Raw genomic sequence first — 16,921 nt, 5'->3', positions numbered from 1 at the left:
TAGGTAAGGCAATAGATGGATTGAATGGTTAGTGACTCTTTCTTTTGGGGTATAAGGTTTTATCTTCCTTTGGAGCAGGATGCCTATGGTTATTTCTATCACCTTTTAAATCTATCTCAAAACACGATGGATACCAACACCACATTCCTGTCGTTTTGGTTTTCTTATTGTTCTTGCTACATTAATTTCTTCTTTAATCAGAAGATATGATTTAGTAACGGGTTTGTATTTATATTTTTATTTATAACGAAATCCCCCCAATAGTTGCCTAGCAACCGTTGGGGGGATTTCAAATTCTATGAACTATGGTTTTTCATTTGTATAGAAGGGAATATCTCCCACTACGATGCAGTCTCCTCTATTAAACAAAAACAGCTAAACATCAATCCCCACGCCCTAACCATACGCAAGGATGGTAGCACTGGGGATTGATGTTTAGTGATGACGTTGTTTTGGGATGAAAGATAGGATAAGAAAAGGCTAATGATGCACTTGCATGATTAGCCTATCCTTGGTTTAGTTGTTGCAGGAGGCTTAGAATTAGCAAATGCACCTAAATAGCAATTCCACCCGTCTAAAATATCCGTAGGATATGGCGCAGGTGGATTGATATTTAGGATAGATATAGTTAGATAGTTCCATAGTAGCGGGATATTCCATGCTCATTCTTAATGCTTTTTTAATTTATTTCTCAAAAAATCAAGGATACCAACACCGCAGACTTGCCGTGTTGGTTTTCTTATTGTCTTACTATAAAGAATATCTTTTCAATCAGTAGATATCGGTTAATAATCTGAGTAAATAACCGTTCATTTTTGAACCGTTATTTACGTCCTTATTTATAATATGGTTGATAATGATAAAGCCCCAATCGTTGTATAACAACAGTTGGGGCTTTATCAAATTCTATGTACTCAGATTTAGTCTGTAATTAGAAAGAACACTCTCCCGCTACTAAGAAGCCTCCTCTATTAAGCAACACCTAACCATCAAGCCCTAAAGCCCCCAACATCAGCATGATGTGGGCAAATAAGGGGATTGAATGGTTAGGGAACGTCTTGTTTTAAAAGAATTCGCTAAGTGCAAAAATCGTTAGATTTGCACCTTAGCATCAAATAAGAAAAAGCGAATGACTTATCAATGTGATTCGCCTATCCATGCTTTAATATAGCGGGATTAATATGATTATTAAATAACACTAAATAGCAATTCCACTGCTCCAAAATATCCGCAGGATATGACGGAAGTGGATTGATATTTAGGGGAAATGTAGTCAGATACTTTCTTGTAGCGGGATAGTTTATGCTTATTCTTAGTGCCTTTTTGATTTCTTTCTCAAAACATCATGGATACCAACACCGCCCCCGTGCCGTGTTGGTTTTCTTATTATTTGTGATTGATTATTCTACTTGAAGAGTGATAATTTTTTATGAACAACAAAATTTTTATAAATAACTGTTTAGGATCATGAAGGGCTAATCGTTGCAAAGCAACAGTTAGCCACTTCATGAAATCATTTACTAAGATAAACATTCAGTAAAGAACTAATTTTCCCGCTACTTTGAAATCTTCTTTATTCAACATAGAAACTAACCACCAAGACTCCACTCCGAACATACGCAAGTATGTCGGATACTCGGAGGATGGATGGTTAGTAAGAACCATAGTTTTAGTGCTAAAAATCCAATGAGAAAAGGCTAATGACGTGTGAACGTGATTAGCCTATCCATTTACTTATTGTTATTAGGAAACATTGAAATAAAAATGCTACATGGTAGCGAGATCATTCTGATTAGTTATAGCGTTTTTACATTGTATTAAAAAGCCTAGTATATAATCATTAAGTTTCCTGAATCATCTGTAATATAATTTTATCTAGATATCCTTTAAATTTTCATTTTGTTTATACTGCTCTAATAACTCATTTATAAATGAGTTAGCTTTTCCTTTTATATAGTCATATGCATGTTCTGGTAACCCTTCTTGCATATACTGTGTAGCAAATAGATATGAACGAAGTAACCCATCCACTGCACATTTTGAAAACCTGTACTCATCATTCACTTGATGGTAGTTCATTAAAATAATATCATCTAATTCTCTTAAAACAAAGTTCATATAGATTTGTCCACCATAATTTTCTCTCACATATTTGATTTTACTCTCTATATCCCTAATGTTTTTTCTTTCTAGTTCATCATCAATCTTATAAAAATCTCGATGATCGATAGTATGGCAGTTACAAAACTCTTCATTACTCATATATTTTTTCATACTTATCCCCCATTTATTACTTGTTCCCTAATGTATATGCTAATAACTAGGTGGATATTCCCTATATTTTTATATTCTAGTTAATAATTCACCACTAACTTAATCTATTTCATATATTATTTATATTAACTAAAAATCTGTCGCTATTAGAAATTCCTTTTGTTAACTAACAAGCTAAATAGCACATTCACCGCACCTGAATATCCGTTAGGATAGAAGTATGGGGGATTGATATTTAGGTGAAATGTAGTTAGATAAGTTCTTGTAGTGGGATAGTTCATGATTAGTTCCACTCCCTTTTATATCTATCTCCTAATGATCATGGATACCAACACCGCATTGATGCCGTGTTGGTTTTCTTATGGCTTGTGACTCCTTCTCTCGCTTAGAAGAATGCGTGTATTTTATGAAACCTTAACTTTTTAGAAAGTTAGAATTAGAGTCATGAAGCGCTAATCGTTGCAAAGCAACCGTTAGCTGCTTCATGCCCCCTTGTATGAAGAAGATCGCTAGGCATTAAACATCCTGTCCCGCTACGTTGAATAATCTTAGTTAAACAAAAAAGCTAAGCAACAAACCCCAACGCCCCAATATCGGCACGATATGGGCAAATAAGGGGATTGATGCTTAGTGATTGTCTTGTTCTAAGATAAAACATCCAATAAGAAAAGGCTAATGATGTTAATTATCTTCTGACATGATTAGCCTATCCATTTACTTGTTGTTATTAAGAAGCCTTGAAGTTTAATCACGAATGGTAGCGGGACACCTATGGTTAGTCAGATACTCTCTTGTTAATGAAGGCACGATCATCACTTATTTTCAATAAAGTGAATACTTTTAAACATTTATGCCAATAACATTAGAGTGCTACTCCCCCTAGCACTTATAAAAAAATTTACTTTCTACTCTTCCTTATAATTATATACTTACATTAAAGTAAACCCTAATCGTTGCTTCCCCCTGCAATCATTAGGGCTTTTTTCATACTTTTAAATATTTTCTAGTGTTAAATCGTTAGGTAATTTCCCGCTACGCTGAATGACCTTTGTTAAATACAACAACTAAATATCAAGCCACACCACATCCGCCATATGCAATAGGTGGGTGAATCGGTGGGATTGATCATTTAGTGACTCTTTCTTTTGGGGATAAGATTTTATCTTCCTTTGTAGCGGGATGCCTAGGGTTACTTCAATCATCTTTTCTATCCCTATCACAAAAGACATGGATACCAACACCGTAGTCTACCGTGTTGGTTTTCTTACTATCTTACTATAAAGAATATCTTTTCAATCAGTAGATATCGGTTAATAATCTGAGTAAATAACCGTTCATTTTTGAACCGTTATTTACGTCCTTATTTATAATATGGTTGATAATGATAAAGCCCCAATCGTTGCGCCCTGCAACAGTTGGGGCTTTATCAAATTCTATGTACTCAGATTTAGTCTGTAATTAGAAAGAACACTCTCCCGCTACTAAGAAGCCTCCTCTATTAAGCAACACCTAAACATCAAGCCCTAAAGCCCCTAACATCAGCATGATGTGGGGCAAATAAAGGGATTGAATGGTTAGGGAACGTCTTATTTTAAAAGAATTCGCTAAGTGCAAAAATCGTTAGATTTGCACCTTAGCATCAAATAAGAAAAGGCTAATGATGTGCGAACATGATTAGCCTATCTATTTAATATTAGTAGCGGGAATTGAAGTTAGAATAATTCTTGTAGCGGGATGCTCCTGCTTACTGTTCATATCTTTTAAAATTTTTATCACGACTGTTCACCCCTCTTTACACCATTTATTTCCAGTGTTAAACTTTACCTATACAGATTGGACTCTATGGGGAATTTATAAAAACTACAGAAATGAGCGATAAAAATGAATAAACACTTTAATGAATCTGAAATCATACTTGGACGATTACCAAATAAGAAAGTAGTTCCAATATTAATCATCAAATCAAATAATATCTATTTTGGATTACGCCTATATAAATATAATCCCAACTACGAAACTACTTTTTCCTCAACAACAAAAAACACTAAAAAAACCAAACAAAATTTTAAAAAAACAAAAAGTAATCCTGAAATTCTTATACATCAGTCAGAAGGTTTGAAATTTACATCTGTTGTAGATATAAAGCAGAAAGTTTCTTTAAATCAAATTGAGAAAATTAAAGGATTATGCTATTTAGAGAAAACCAAATATCAACTAATTATAAATAATCATAATGAATTCTTACGGAAAGAATATCAAGAGTACATAAATTCACATACAAAGAAAAAGAAAAAGAAACATGATGTTGAAATAGAAATTAGTGCAATCAACAACGAAAAATCTAATTTAATGGGAAAAAGAAGAAAAAAATTCGAGAAGTGGAAAGGTCCAACAAGATCATTAAATTACATCGAACCTATACATACTCCCTATATTACAGTTTATCGTTTCTAACGGGGCATTTTTTTTATATCTCTATCTCAAAACATCATGGATACCAACACCGCAAGCTTGCCGTGTTCGTTTTCTTATCTGTCTTGCTATAATTACTACTTCTTTAATCAGTAGGTATCGTTTAGTAATCTGAGTAAATAACCGTTCATTTTTGAACCGTTATTTAAATCCTTATAACATTGTTGATAATGATAAAGCCCAATCGTTGCTTCTTGCAACAGTTGGGCTTTATCAAATTCTATATACTTAGATTTACTCTTTGTAAATAAATAACACTCTCCCGCTACCATGCTATAACCTTTGTTAAATACAAAGCTAACCATCAAGACTCACCGCCCTAACCATATGCTAGTATGGAAGGCATGAGTGAGGATTGAATGGTTAGGGATCATCTAGTTTAAAAATAAATTTATTCGCTAAGTGCAAAAATCGTTAGATTTGCACCTTAGCAATCAATAAGAAAAGGCTAATGATGCACTTGCATGATTAGCCTATCGATTGGTTAATTTATATTTAGGATTATTGAAGTTAGATACTCACTTGTAGCGGGATGAGTTTGGTTTAGAAACTGGGCACCCTAAGATGCTATTCATTCAAGGAGAGTTAAACGGTATGATATGCTGTGTAACTTTTCTGATTCTAGTTTTATATGGTAACTACGAATGAATTGTGATATACTATTTATGTAACGAATTAAAAAGTTATAACTTTGATTGTTATTTCTCTTTTATTTGGTTTGTTTGGTTTGTTGGTTGAAGAACAGCCTAGTCAGCTGTTCTTCTTTTTTTATGTCTGAAAACTGAAAGAAAAAGCCTAGCTGTCATTAGCTAGGTTATTTTGATAAATTAACAGCAACTGTTCTATCGTTGCCTATTGAATATCATGACACGATATGCAAAAAATACCGATTAACTTTTCTAGTCCTAGTTTTATACGTGGATATTTCCCGCTACTTTGAAATTCTTTTTATTAAATGAAAAGACTAAACATCAAGACTCCACGCCTAACATACGTCAGTATGTAGGAAACTCGGAGGATTGATGGTTAGTAAGAACCATAGTTTTAGTGCTAAAATTCTAATATGAAAAGGTGAATGATGTGTGAGCATGATTAGCCTATCAATGTCTATTCTAATGTCATCGTTATAGTTATTAAAAGAACCTAAATAGCAACTCCACCTCACCCAAACATCAGCATGATGTGACATAGGTGGATTGATATTTAGGTGAAATGTAATTAGATGAATTCTTGTAGCGGGATGATTCTGATTATCTTACTCCTCTTTTATATCACTATAAAAGCATGGATACCAAAAACACATTCATGCCGTTTGGGTTTTCTTACTATTCTAAGTATAAATACCTACCTATCTAGCAGAAGAAGATACTCTTTAATTAAAACACTCCTATTTAAATCTATTAATAATGAATAAGGTTCAATCGTTGCAAAACAATAGTTGAGGCTTATTCACTTGCTATAAACTAAGAGTATATCTGAGTATAAAGAAAAAATCTCCCGCTACTAAGATTTATGTTAATATACCAAGGCTCTTTCCCTTGCTTCTTGATACTCTTTTTGTGCTACTTCATAAAATTTATTATCTTTAATCAGCAAAGCCTTTAATAAAATTAATGATTCCAATCTTTCTTCAAATTGTTTTTGTTTATCTGTCATGTGTATCACCTCACTATACAATACAACCTAATCAATCATTTTCCTTTTTCCATTTTGAAATTTAAATAAATTAAAAAAGACAGTTAAGTAACTTTATGCTACTTGACTGTCTTTTTCTTGTTAATGACTTATTTAATCATTCTAACGTTCACATGCCCAACCATCTTTGTCTCGATCATGCTTCGATGCATAGGCTGGATGTCCTTGTGGCACACCATCTGGATAATCTTGTCTTAGTAATGTACAGTTTTGATAAGACTGTTGAGGAGCTGTTGATTGTTGATTATGTACTCCATTTGGATTATCGTCTTTATTTTGAGTTGTTGTAGACTCTTGACTAGATGATTCACTTGACGTACTATTTGATGAATTACTTGACGCTTCACTTGATGTGCTATTCGATGAATTGCTTGATGTACTACTTGAGCTTTGTGTTCCATCTCCTGATTTATAGCTTCCCGGTTCTTTGTCTACTGAGACACCATCTTCACTTAAAGTAACAATGATTGTGCCTTGTTCATCTGTTCGATAAACAGGAATTCCTAAGCTTTTAAAACGATTCATTACCTCAGCACTTGGATGTCCATACTTATTATTAGCACCTGCCATAATAACTACGTGTTCAGGTTTAATACGGTTTAATAAACTAGATGTATTACTTGTGTCAGAACCATGATGTCCTGCTTTGAATAAATCAACATCTCCAATGTTGGTTAAGTTTGCTTCAACTTGGCTTTCTGCATCACCTGTAAATAATGCTTGTCTTGAACCACTTTGAAGAAGCGTTACTAATGAATTATTATTTTCATTAGAATTTCCACCTCTTGTATTATAGAAGGTTAATGTGGCATTTCCTAAAGAAACCTCTCCACCTTCTAATGGAACACTTGGTTTTAAACCTTTATTTGACAAGGAATTAATAAAATCTTGATAGACTTGTGTATCAGCATTTCCATTTGAAACAAATGTTGTTCCCACTTCAAAGTCTGTCACAACTGTATCTGCTGCACCAAAATGATCAGCATGGAAATGAGTAATAATGAGATATTCTAAACGTTTAACACCTTGTCCAGTTAAATAAGACTTAACTGTAGTATCATCATCTCGATCTCCCGCATCAATTAAAGCAAACTTTCCATTATTCTCAATTAAAACCGAATCTGAATGACCAGTATCAATAAAGTGAACTTTTGTATCACCTGAAACTTGTTGAGTTACAGGTGAACTATTATCTCCCGCTTCTTGAATTGATTGCTCTGTTGTCTCGTTTTTAATTTCCTCATTAGACTCTTCTTTTTTATCTGTTTCAACTTTACCTAACTCTAATTTATAATCAACATCTGAAGCTTTGAACAAGTCCGCTTTAGATAATTGACCTTTAATTGTTAATTTGACTTCATCATTTTCTAACTCTTGACGATTAAGTGTAAAATCTGAATCATTAATCGTATATTTGTTATAATCTTGATACTGATATGTCTTTAACTCAGATACTAATTTATTAAAATCAGTATTTGAAATCGGTAAACTTAAAGCCGACATTAGTTGTCTAAACCCTTCAAGCAATGCACCATCGTTATCTTTTTTAACCGTTTGATTCAGTTCAATAAACAGATTCTTATCTGTATCACTAACTGAAATATCTACGCCATTAAGCTGAAATGATACCTTAATATCTTGTACCTTCTCGGTAAAAGATTCTTCAGTTAAGCCAATTCCATACTTAGCATTTAACTCACTGAGTAAATGATTGATTGTCTCATTTTCATGTATCGAACCTACTGCTAAAGTTTCTTTTTCAGATTCTTCAAGTTGATCAACATTAACAGTTTCTTCTTCAGTATTCATCATATCTGATTGCATAAACATATCTACCATAGAAAATGTTGATACTGAAATAATAAAAGCTATTAGCGATGATATTCCAAACTGTCTTCTTTTATCGCGTTTGAATAATGCTAAAACTAGTAAAATAAACGCTACAAGCATTACAATAAATGGAATAAGTATAAATAGAAATAGACCTGCTACAAAAATAATAGGTAATGCTAGTAGTAAAAATAAGATACATAGCCCTTTTTGTTTTTCACTTAGACTTTTCCACCAATTAAAAATCTTGTTTAACACCTTGAAACACCCTTCCTATTTACATTTATTTATTTTCCACAAAAATTAACTTTCAATAAATATTACAAGAGAATTCCATAAATCACAACATCTAATTGTTAAAAATAACCATATTAATTGATATATTTAAAAATTAACATAAAAATGTACTCAAATTAATGAGTATAAAGAGTAATACATTTAAAGATATAGTTTTTTAAGGAGAATTATACCACAATAATCCTGATTATCTAAATATCCTTTTATATCTCTATTCTAATCAAATATTGATACCCAAACCGCATCCATGCCGTTTGGGTTTTCTTATTATTCTATGTATGTGAATTAACCTATCTATCAGAAGAAATATCCGTTTAGTCAGACTATCTTCTTTATATGTATTTATAATGAATACGCTCAATCGTTGCTACTAGCAACAGTTGAGCGTATTCACTTGCTATAAACTAAGACTATCTCTTGGTATAAAGAAAAGAACGTTCCCGCTACTATGTAACCCTCTTAATTCCATAAACACACTAAACATCAAGACACCTGCTATAAACATACGAAGTATTTAAGCAATAGGTGGATTGAATGGTTAGTGATTATTAAATTTTAGTGATAACAATCTAATAAGAAAAGGCTAATGATGTGGATACATGATTAGCCTATCGATTTTCTATTCTAATGTAATAATTATCGTGATTAAATGAACCTAAATAGCAACTCCACCCGCCAAGAATATCCGTAGGATAGAGGCCTTGGTGGAGGGATAGTTAGGGGAAATGTAGTTAGAAATTTTCCTGTAGCGGGATAATGCTGATTAGTTTAAATGCTTTTTAAATCCGAGTTTCAACTGATTAAGGATACCCACACCGCACTCGTGCCGTGTGGGTTTTCCTATTATTTGTGAGGAAATACTCCACTTAGAAGAATGCGTGTGTTTGATGAACCCTTAACTATTTATAAATTTAGTCTTAGAATGATAAAGTGCTAATTCTTGCTGCTGCAACAGTTAGCACTTTATCCCCCTAGTACAAAGACGATTACTAGGTATTGAAATAATTATCCCGCTACTTTTTGTCATTTCTATTAGATATAAAAACTAAATATCAAGCCCATACCCTCACCATACGCTGGTATGGGAGGTACTGGTGGGGTTGAATATTTAGTGACCACTCTTATTTATGGATGAAAAATCCAATGAGAAAAGGCGAATGATATGAAATCTGATTAGCCTATCCATTGGTTAATTTATGTTTAGGATTATTGAAGTTAGATACTCACTTGTAGCGGGATAATTCATGATTAGTTCAATCCCCTTTTATATTACTATTTCAATGATTATAGATACCAACACCGCATTGATGCCGTGTTGGTTTTCTTATGGTTCGTTATATATCATTTGATTTGAAAAGTGATAATTTTTTATGAATAATTATCACTTCATAAATAACTGTTTAGATCATGAAGCTGCTAATTCTTGCAAAGCAACAGTTAGCAGCTTCATGAAAACCATGTACTAAGATTACTACTTGGGATAGAAAGATTCCTCCCGCTACTAGATGCAACCTCTATTAACTATAACCACTAAACATCAATTGCCTACGCTCGAATATCGGTACGATATGAGGCGAACTGGAAAGATTACATGTTTAGTGATGATAAAAGTTCTAATGTGAAAAATCCAATAACAAAAGGCTAATGACGTATCAACGTGATTAGCCTATCCATGTTTTATTGTGTTTATTAGGGAAGATGTAGTTAGTAGTTTTCATAGTAGCGGGAGGATAGTAATTATTTTCATCAAGGCTTTAAGACTTTCTCAAATTGATAATTGAGACATGACATTAAACATAAAGCTCCTCTCTCTATAAAAATCCTATATTTATTCTACTTAAAAACACTTCCCATTCTCCGTTAGTACAGTATGGATTCTCTAGGTATTATCGAAAATAATATGTACTCCAATTGTTTAGAAAATAAGCCATCCGGCCATAACTCTTGATAGCTTATTTTAATTTAGCTACTCAGTAAGTGAACATTCAAAAATAAATGGTTCAAAATCTAAATAGTAATCATCTGAACTACCTTCAAAAACTAATTTAAGATTTTCTCCCTGGATATCAACTGGAGCAAATGTAACAACACCTTGTGAAGTAACACCTGGGAAAATTTCGCTATTAATTTCTTGATAGTCTGCATCCCAATTATCTTCCTCACTAATTTGATTTGATCCTTGTATTATTACTGAATTGAAACTATAAAATGAAATATTATCTGATGAATCATTTTTAATTTTTAAGTATACACGTGTCTCACTTGCTGCTAATTCAATACGCTCTAAAGTCATACTATAACCATGTTGATTAATTTCTTGATTAACTTCAATCACTTTTAAAGCCGGTGAAAAAGCTGTTGCATAATCTGATTTTTCAATTGAATTCGCTAAAATCTGTGGGGCTACAATTGTAGCTCCAAACGCATTTGTTCCCTCAAACACATCACCAACTACTCCCTTTACATAAACAATATCACCATTGCTAACATCTAGATTGGGATCCTGAATTGCAACTACTGTATTCCCATCACTTCCTTGATTGAGAGTATACATTTGTAAATATGTTCCTTCAGCATCCTTTTCCGGCTCAATGAAAATTTTACCATAAAACTCTACTTTTCTACCTTTATATTCTTTAGGGTTAGAATAAACTAAATTAAATTCATCCGCTAAAATAAGATCTCCTTCCGTTAAATCTTCAACTGAATTAGAGGTTTCTCCTGTTGAATCTCCAACCGAATTAGAATTATCTTGGTCACTACAAGCAAAAAATATGGTACTACCTGCAATAAATAACATTAAAACAATTATTTTTTTCAAACACATTACCTCCCTTTTATGTTTCTCTTTCGAAACATCTACCTAATAACATTATAAAAAACTACATATTACTACATAGATACTATATTCGTTTCTTCTCCTTAATATGAAAAAAATAGTAAAAAATGTAATTTTAGTAGTTAATTAAGTAAATATATATCCGCAGTAAATGGTTGAACTGTTTAACGCTTATTATTGGTCTGTACGGACTTTGTTTTAAGCTATGCGACAAACTCTCCCAGAGTTTGTAATGTAATACCGTAGTCGGGCCTAATGTCGTACACATACGAGATAATAAGTGAGGCGTGCAGGTTTTTTTCTTTGATCATGATACGAAAAAAGAGAGCGAATTTGCTCTCCTTTTTACTTTTTCTTGATGTAATTTGGATTCATGCTAATATATCCAACGCCTGATTTTAGTTTACCTAAGCCATTTTCTTCTTTAGTTATGGTGTAGACTTCTCCACGTTTAACCGTTCCAACGACCTTAGAATTAAAGTCGGCTTTTTGTCTAATGTTAAGTTCATCACAGATGATCTCAACTAAGAATGGATAAGATTTTGGAATAACGGTATTAGCACTCACCTTTTCCACGTCATCAATCCAAACCCATGAAATAATATCCGATAACAACAGTTGATCTCCTGCTACCTTTGTGACTTCATAAATCGAGCCTTTCACAAACCACGCCAGTGCTTGTCCTGTTGCATACTGTGTGGCTGATTCCTTCACTCGAACCTTCTCACCAACTTTAAAGCTTGATGATGTTACGGGTATATCATTTAAATAACTTTTAATCATTTGAATGAAGCCATTCCACCCCTTATCAAGGGTGCGATGGGGGCAATATTTATTTCTAAAATCTTGATGTTTTTTCACCTTTTCAATACCCCAACCTCGCTCTCTTAAAAGAGTGGCGATAAAGTGTGCGGCATTTTTTTCAGCCTGATCAAAGCGTGTTCCCCCTGATTTAGAATAACAGATTTCTATGGAAATTCCTTTTCGATTCCCTTCGCCATTCCCATCTCCTGCATGCCAAGTATTACGGTTAATCGGTACACCTTGGACAACCTCTTGATCATCGACGGCATAATGAAAGGAGACTTGATTTTTATTACGAATCATATAGGCAACCTCATTCTCTGCGGTTGCATCATTAGCGGTATTATGAACGACGATAAATTCAGCAGTCATGGAATGTGGACATTTTACCGAATAGTTTTCTGATGCGACTAAATTTTGTTTAATAGTATACATTTTTATTTTTCCCCCTCTAATGTAACTTTTAAGCGTTCCACCGATTTCATAATAAAGTTTGGTAATGGTACCCCAACTTCCCCTAAATTCTCAAACAAGCTCACGAGTTCAAAGAGTCCAAAAAAGCCTAACATGACATGGCTAAGTCCAATACATGTCTGTTGAAGCTTGAACACGTCTAACACCTCACTTGGAATGAGCGAAACAAAGTTTAATTCCACAAGAGAATCTACCACAATAAATACTAATAACGCCAATAAGACCCCTGCTTTTCTAATAAGTCCGTTCGTTCCGATGGTTGAATTGATGCCCCGCTTCTGAGCGATGGCTTTAAATATTCCACTGAGAATATCACAGATCATTAAAAAAACTACCAATGTCATTCCCCCAACTGGCACACTAATTTCATGTGAAAAGACCTCTATCATTTTGGTTGCTATCACGTTTTACACCCCCTTTCAGATTAAAACGTAGCCTTCATCATTTACTTAGTTTGGCTCGACTAACAGGACTAAGCCCCAACTGAACACAACCTTGCCAAAAAATCTTCTGATAGTCTTTTTCAATGTTAGCCGCAGGATTTTTAACGAGCTTTTCCCCTTGCTGAATCAATAGTCCTTCTTGATCTAGTGATTGTCTTGCTTGTCGCATTCGATAAATCGCATAGGCGGTCATTTCAATACAATCAATATCCAAATTACTTAACACATCTGCCCCCTCTAAATGCCAGGCAATCGCCTCATACAATCTTTTGACTTCATCAGGCAATCCCTCTCTTGCACTAAAAACCTTGTCATAACTTCCTCTTAATTTGTTTTCCATTTTCACTTCCCCTTTCATTTATTGCTATTAAAAAAGCCATTCATTTGAACGGCTTAAAAGAAAATATGAGAGACTTTCTTGGATTTTTAAAAATAGTGATGAGTAAATGGAGGATATCGTGTAAATAGTAACGGTTGATAGCGTTACACTCATTATTATATCCTGATTTACGCTCTCATCCCAGTTAGGGTTGATCGCTTAAATATAAACCTATATTTGACTCATTTATTGGTTGTTTTATTCGCTTTGCCGTTGAGATTTTTATTTATCAGATATTTAGAGCATTATCTAATTTTTTAATTATTTTATTTTATCCCGTAAAAAATGGCTGCATTGACGACACTATTTAATCCTGACAAGCTAAACTATTCACTCTCCCCTTATATCCCCTCGTATGTGTATCGTACATCAATAGAGTGTAAAATTTACTTGTAAACTCTGGGAGTTTACCACATAGCCAAAAACAAATTCCGTACAGACCCAAAATAAGTGTTAAACAATTCAAACATTTACCGATGTCCAAAATCGCTATACGAGAGTATTATTCATCTTCTTAAAGACCACTTATCTTTACTGTGAAATGAATTTAGCTACCCCTATAAGTTATAATATCTTGATAATCACAATAAGCCCTGAATGAATTATTATCTAATTTCTATCTTCTTCAAAAAGAGTTATCATCATGACTAAAATAGGTTTATTATGATTTTTTGAAACACTAAATATCTTTGAGCATAATAAAAGACACTCAAATGAGTGCCTATTGTATTGATTTATTATAATAATCTTAAAATTATTTGCCCCGTAATAACTTTCTATTTAAATTAAATTATTATTTGCTCATTTTACTAAAATAAGAGCAAATCGTATTCAAGTACGATATGTCCCAGTAAATATTAAAACTGCTTAATTCTAATATAATACACATATAAACTGCGAATTGTATTTCGGGATTACTATTCCTAAAACATATCTCCGCTTAAATATAATTATGTATTAAGTTCTTCCATATTTTCAATTATACTTTCGTCATTAATAACTCCAACCATACAATCTATTCTATATTGTTTTTCTAAAATATATCGCTTGTTATAAAACACATCGGCATATTCCAATACTTTGTTCATTTGTGCAGTATCAAAACATGCACCAATAACACCTGATATAACAGGGACAGCTCGTTGAACGGTTTTCAATGCAAGTTTTCTACCAATTTGCTCAAATACATCTTTAAAAATACTTTTCTCTAGTCCTTTTTTCCCAGCCTTCTCAAGTGCTTTCTTCGCAGATTTATGGGCCAAGGCTCTCATCTGAGCAATTAATAACTCTACTCCACCCCTAGAAGCCATCTCTCCCCATCCCTTTTTTGCTACCTGCTTTACTGTCGTTGCTTTACTTATTAACATTACTTTTCCAATTATATCAGTTAAGCCACTGGCATCACTTCTTCTTGGGCTCAAGGCACTCATAAAGACTTCACTCGATATCACTAGCTCATTAGCATCATTTTTAACATCATAACCATAATACATAGCAATGGACTGAACTGCACGATAATATAAAAACGTACTCAATACTAGGTTAAACGGCAATCCGGCAAATCCAAATATTCCAGTTATTCCACCTTCTACAAATGCAAGGCCTATGTCCTTAGTTTTATATGAACCTACTAACTTAGATATATCATATCCCCTTGCCAAACATACCTCATTCAAACTAGAAATATTGTTGTTTGGAACTATTTCATTTATTTTTTTTAATATTGACTCCTCACTAATTGTAAACTTAATAGCATATTCTTCTACAATCTTAAAACCATCTGCAACTATTTTCATAGACTGAATATAAAGTTCTTGCTCTGAGATAGAATTTCCTACCCCCGTTCCCAATTTTTTGACTGGTTCTGGTAGAACATCAATAACTTTGCCGCCTAACTTTGATAATTTGCTAGGCTCAACGAGCTTCTCATATCTTTTAGTCAACTTATCTAAAGAATCTTCTTCTTTAACATCAATTATAGGAACTGGAAGAGTATATTGGTTATTATTTTTCATTTATGTTCCCCCATAATGATTTTTTTATCTTTGTTTAAGCATACTTTATCATAATATCCCAATATTTAACTTGTATTATAATACCTGCTTTGTTTATAAAAAAGAGCATATATTCTCTTATTTAAACCTCTTCACTACCAGTAGATATCTAAAAGAGCCTTTTATCTTGTAGAGTGACAAGTATAATAACATGTTGCATTATCATTTAATCTTGTAGCTATTTCTTCTATCCAATCGTCAACATTTAGATGTAAATGTAAACTCAACTAAGTACGGTATAGAAGACTTTTCCTTCTTAATCAAAAATATATTAGCCCATTTAGTTACGATTATAAAGCTCACCTTAGTAACTTCTAGAGTGTGGTTATTTAATTTTATTTCTAAGTTACACTATATAACAGTTACGAATTAGATAGTTATAATATGATTATATTATCTTCAAAGAAAAATAGAACTACTGTAAGCTCCTTTTCTAAAAAGGTAAGACTTCATCATGAATGGAGATAGAATTCATGGTAGTATTCATTGCCCTATTTAAACTCCCAGCCAAAGTTGTAGCGGTTGTAAAGGGATTGTTGTAGTTTTGACTGGTGGGAGAGTAATTAGGATTTGAGAAGTTTGGATCATAAGGATTATAACTTGTTTCAGTAGTGGGATCATGTTGTGCCTTAAAAGTGTCTACTGATTCTAAGGTATTATTACTTTTCTTGGACTCTAAGAATGTGAATCGATTAACTAAAACCTCTGATAGATACTGGCGGACTCCCGCTTCATTACTATAACTTCTGACTTGTAATCGCCCCTCAATCCCAATCATCATTCCTTTTAAAACGTAGTTAGCAATGGTTTCCGCCGTTTTATTCCATGCGACACAAGTAATAAAATCCGCCTGTTGTTGCCCTTGTTCATCTTTATAGGGGCGATTCACTGCTAAGGTAAATTGCACATAGTTTGTCCCGTTTTTGTTTTGCTTTAATTCAATCATTTTGGTGGTCCGCCCCACTAAAACAATATTATTAATCATCGATCTGCCTCCTTATCATACTTCACTAACCAGTAGCCTTTTGCTTGTCTGACATAATAGGGAATGTCCTGTTGTAATAAATATTCTTCTATCTCTTGTAAGTGATGACGGTAATAACAATAGATGTCACCCGAAGGCTCACAATGAATACACACACATTCTTGAGATAGAAAAGAGGTGTTTGGTTCTCCCACTTTCTGCTTCCCATCATTAATAATATTTAACTGTTCAAAGACACGCTTGATTGCTTCATCTCGTGTGACTGCCCCCTGTTTCACTCGAAAAAGCCCGTGATAATCCAGATTATACGTTTTAGCAAAGGTCGATAACTTCATCTGATGCTGCTTCAAATACTCTTGTAACGTCACGGCGATT

General features: G+C 33.3%; 11 protein-coding genes. 1 reads left to right on the top strand and 10 read right to left on the bottom strand.

The window, feature by feature from the left end; all coding sequences use genetic code 11:
• Positions 1–1,875 precede the first annotated feature (1,875 nt).
• Positions 1,876–2,274: a hypothetical protein gene (locus J0J69_RS00520; protein WP_212725529.1), complete on the bottom strand. Its 399-nt coding sequence runs from the start codon at positions 2,272–2,274 to the stop codon at positions 1,876–1,878.
• Positions 2,275–4,155: 1,881 nt separating this feature from the next.
• Between J0J69_RS00520 and J0J69_RS00515 the strand changes: the two genes are divergently transcribed.
• Positions 4,156–4,728, top strand: coding sequence for a hypothetical protein (locus tag J0J69_RS00515; RefSeq protein WP_212725530.1), 573 nt, complete (start codon positions 4,156–4,158; stop codon positions 4,726–4,728).
• A 1,533-nt stretch (positions 4,729–6,261) separates the two neighbouring features.
• Here the strand turns inward: J0J69_RS00515 and J0J69_RS00510 are convergent.
• From J0J69_RS00510 to J0J69_RS00470, 9 genes are all read right to left on the bottom strand, one after another.
• On the bottom strand, positions 6,262–6,402 hold the full coding sequence (locus J0J69_RS00510) for a hypothetical protein (RefSeq protein WP_156343908.1): 141 nt from the start codon (positions 6,400–6,402) through the stop codon (positions 6,262–6,264).
• A gap of 141 nt (positions 6,403–6,543) precedes the next feature.
• Complete coding sequence (locus J0J69_RS00505; protein ID WP_212725531.1) at positions 6,544–8,529, bottom strand: MBL fold metallo-hydrolase; 1,986 nt, start codon at positions 8,527–8,529, stop codon at positions 6,544–6,546.
• A gap of 2,005 nt (positions 8,530–10,534) precedes the next feature.
• On the bottom strand, positions 10,535–11,389 hold the full coding sequence (locus tag J0J69_RS00500; protein WP_212725532.1) for a hypothetical protein: 855 nt from the start codon (positions 11,387–11,389) through the stop codon (positions 10,535–10,537).
• Between the two features lie 363 nt (positions 11,390–11,752).
• Positions 11,753–12,646, bottom strand: a complete 894-nt coding sequence (locus J0J69_RS13425; RefSeq protein ID WP_212725533.1) for an N-acetylmuramoyl-L-alanine amidase — start codon at positions 12,644–12,646, stop codon at positions 11,753–11,755.
• A gap of 2 nt (positions 12,647–12,648) precedes the next feature.
• Positions 12,649–13,089, bottom strand: a complete 441-nt coding sequence (locus tag J0J69_RS00490; RefSeq protein WP_055275811.1) for a phage holin family protein — start codon at positions 13,087–13,089, stop codon at positions 12,649–12,651.
• 37 nt (positions 13,090–13,126) lie between these two features.
• Positions 13,127–13,468, bottom strand: a complete 342-nt coding sequence (locus J0J69_RS00485; protein ID WP_212725534.1) for a phage terminase small subunit P27 family — start codon at positions 13,466–13,468, stop codon at positions 13,127–13,129.
• A 989-nt stretch (positions 13,469–14,457) separates the two neighbouring features.
• Positions 14,458–15,522: an EcsC family protein gene (locus J0J69_RS00480; RefSeq protein WP_212725535.1), complete on the bottom strand. Its 1,065-nt coding sequence runs from the start codon at positions 15,520–15,522 to the stop codon at positions 14,458–14,460.
• A 472-nt stretch (positions 15,523–15,994) separates the two neighbouring features.
• The gene (locus tag J0J69_RS00475) at positions 15,995–16,546 is read right to left on the bottom strand and encodes a single-stranded DNA-binding protein (RefSeq protein WP_212725536.1); all 552 of its coding nucleotides are present in this window, start codon (positions 16,544–16,546) and stop codon (positions 15,995–15,997) included.
• On the bottom strand, positions 16,543–16,914 hold the full coding sequence (locus J0J69_RS00470; protein ID WP_212725537.1) for a hypothetical protein: 372 nt from the start codon (positions 16,912–16,914) through the stop codon (positions 16,543–16,545). The genes J0J69_RS00475 and J0J69_RS00470 overlap by 4 nt, the downstream gene beginning before the upstream one ends.
• Positions 16,915–16,921: the final 7 nt, after the last annotated feature.

Origin of the sequence: Turicibacter bilis (assembly GCF_024499055.1) — a bacterium.
In the GTDB taxonomy this organism is placed as follows: Bacteria; Bacillota_I; Bacilli_A; order MOL361; family Turicibacteraceae; genus Turicibacter; species Turicibacter bilis.
The sequence above is the reverse complement of the archived record's forward strand: the minus strand, read 5'-3'. Positions and strand labels throughout refer to the sequence as shown.

Bases quoted from the DNA above. Each gene is read 5' to 3' on its own strand.
- J0J69_RS00515 (WP_212725530.1), top strand. From the start codon at position 4,156: ATGAATAAACACTTTAATGAATCTGAAATCATACTTGGACGATTACCA.
- J0J69_RS00485 (WP_212725534.1), bottom strand. From the start codon at position 13,468: ATGGAAAACAAATTAAGAGGAAGTTATGACAAGGTTTTTAGTGCAAGA.
- J0J69_RS00520 (WP_212725529.1), bottom strand. From the start codon at position 2,274: ATGAAAAAATATATGAGTAATGAAGAGTTTTGTAACTGCCATACTATC.
- J0J69_RS00475 (WP_212725536.1), bottom strand. From the start codon at position 16,546: ATGATTAATAATATTGTTTTAGTGGGGCGGACCACCAAAATGATTGAA.
- J0J69_RS00480 (WP_212725535.1), bottom strand. From the start codon at position 15,522: ATGAAAAATAATAACCAATATACTCTTCCAGTTCCTATAATTGATGTT.
- J0J69_RS00510 (WP_156343908.1), bottom strand. From the start codon at position 6,402: ATGACAGATAAACAAAAACAATTTGAAGAAAGATTGGAATCATTAATT.
- J0J69_RS13425 (WP_212725533.1), bottom strand. From the start codon at position 12,646: ATGTATACTATTAAACAAAATTTAGTCGCATCAGAAAACTATTCGGTA.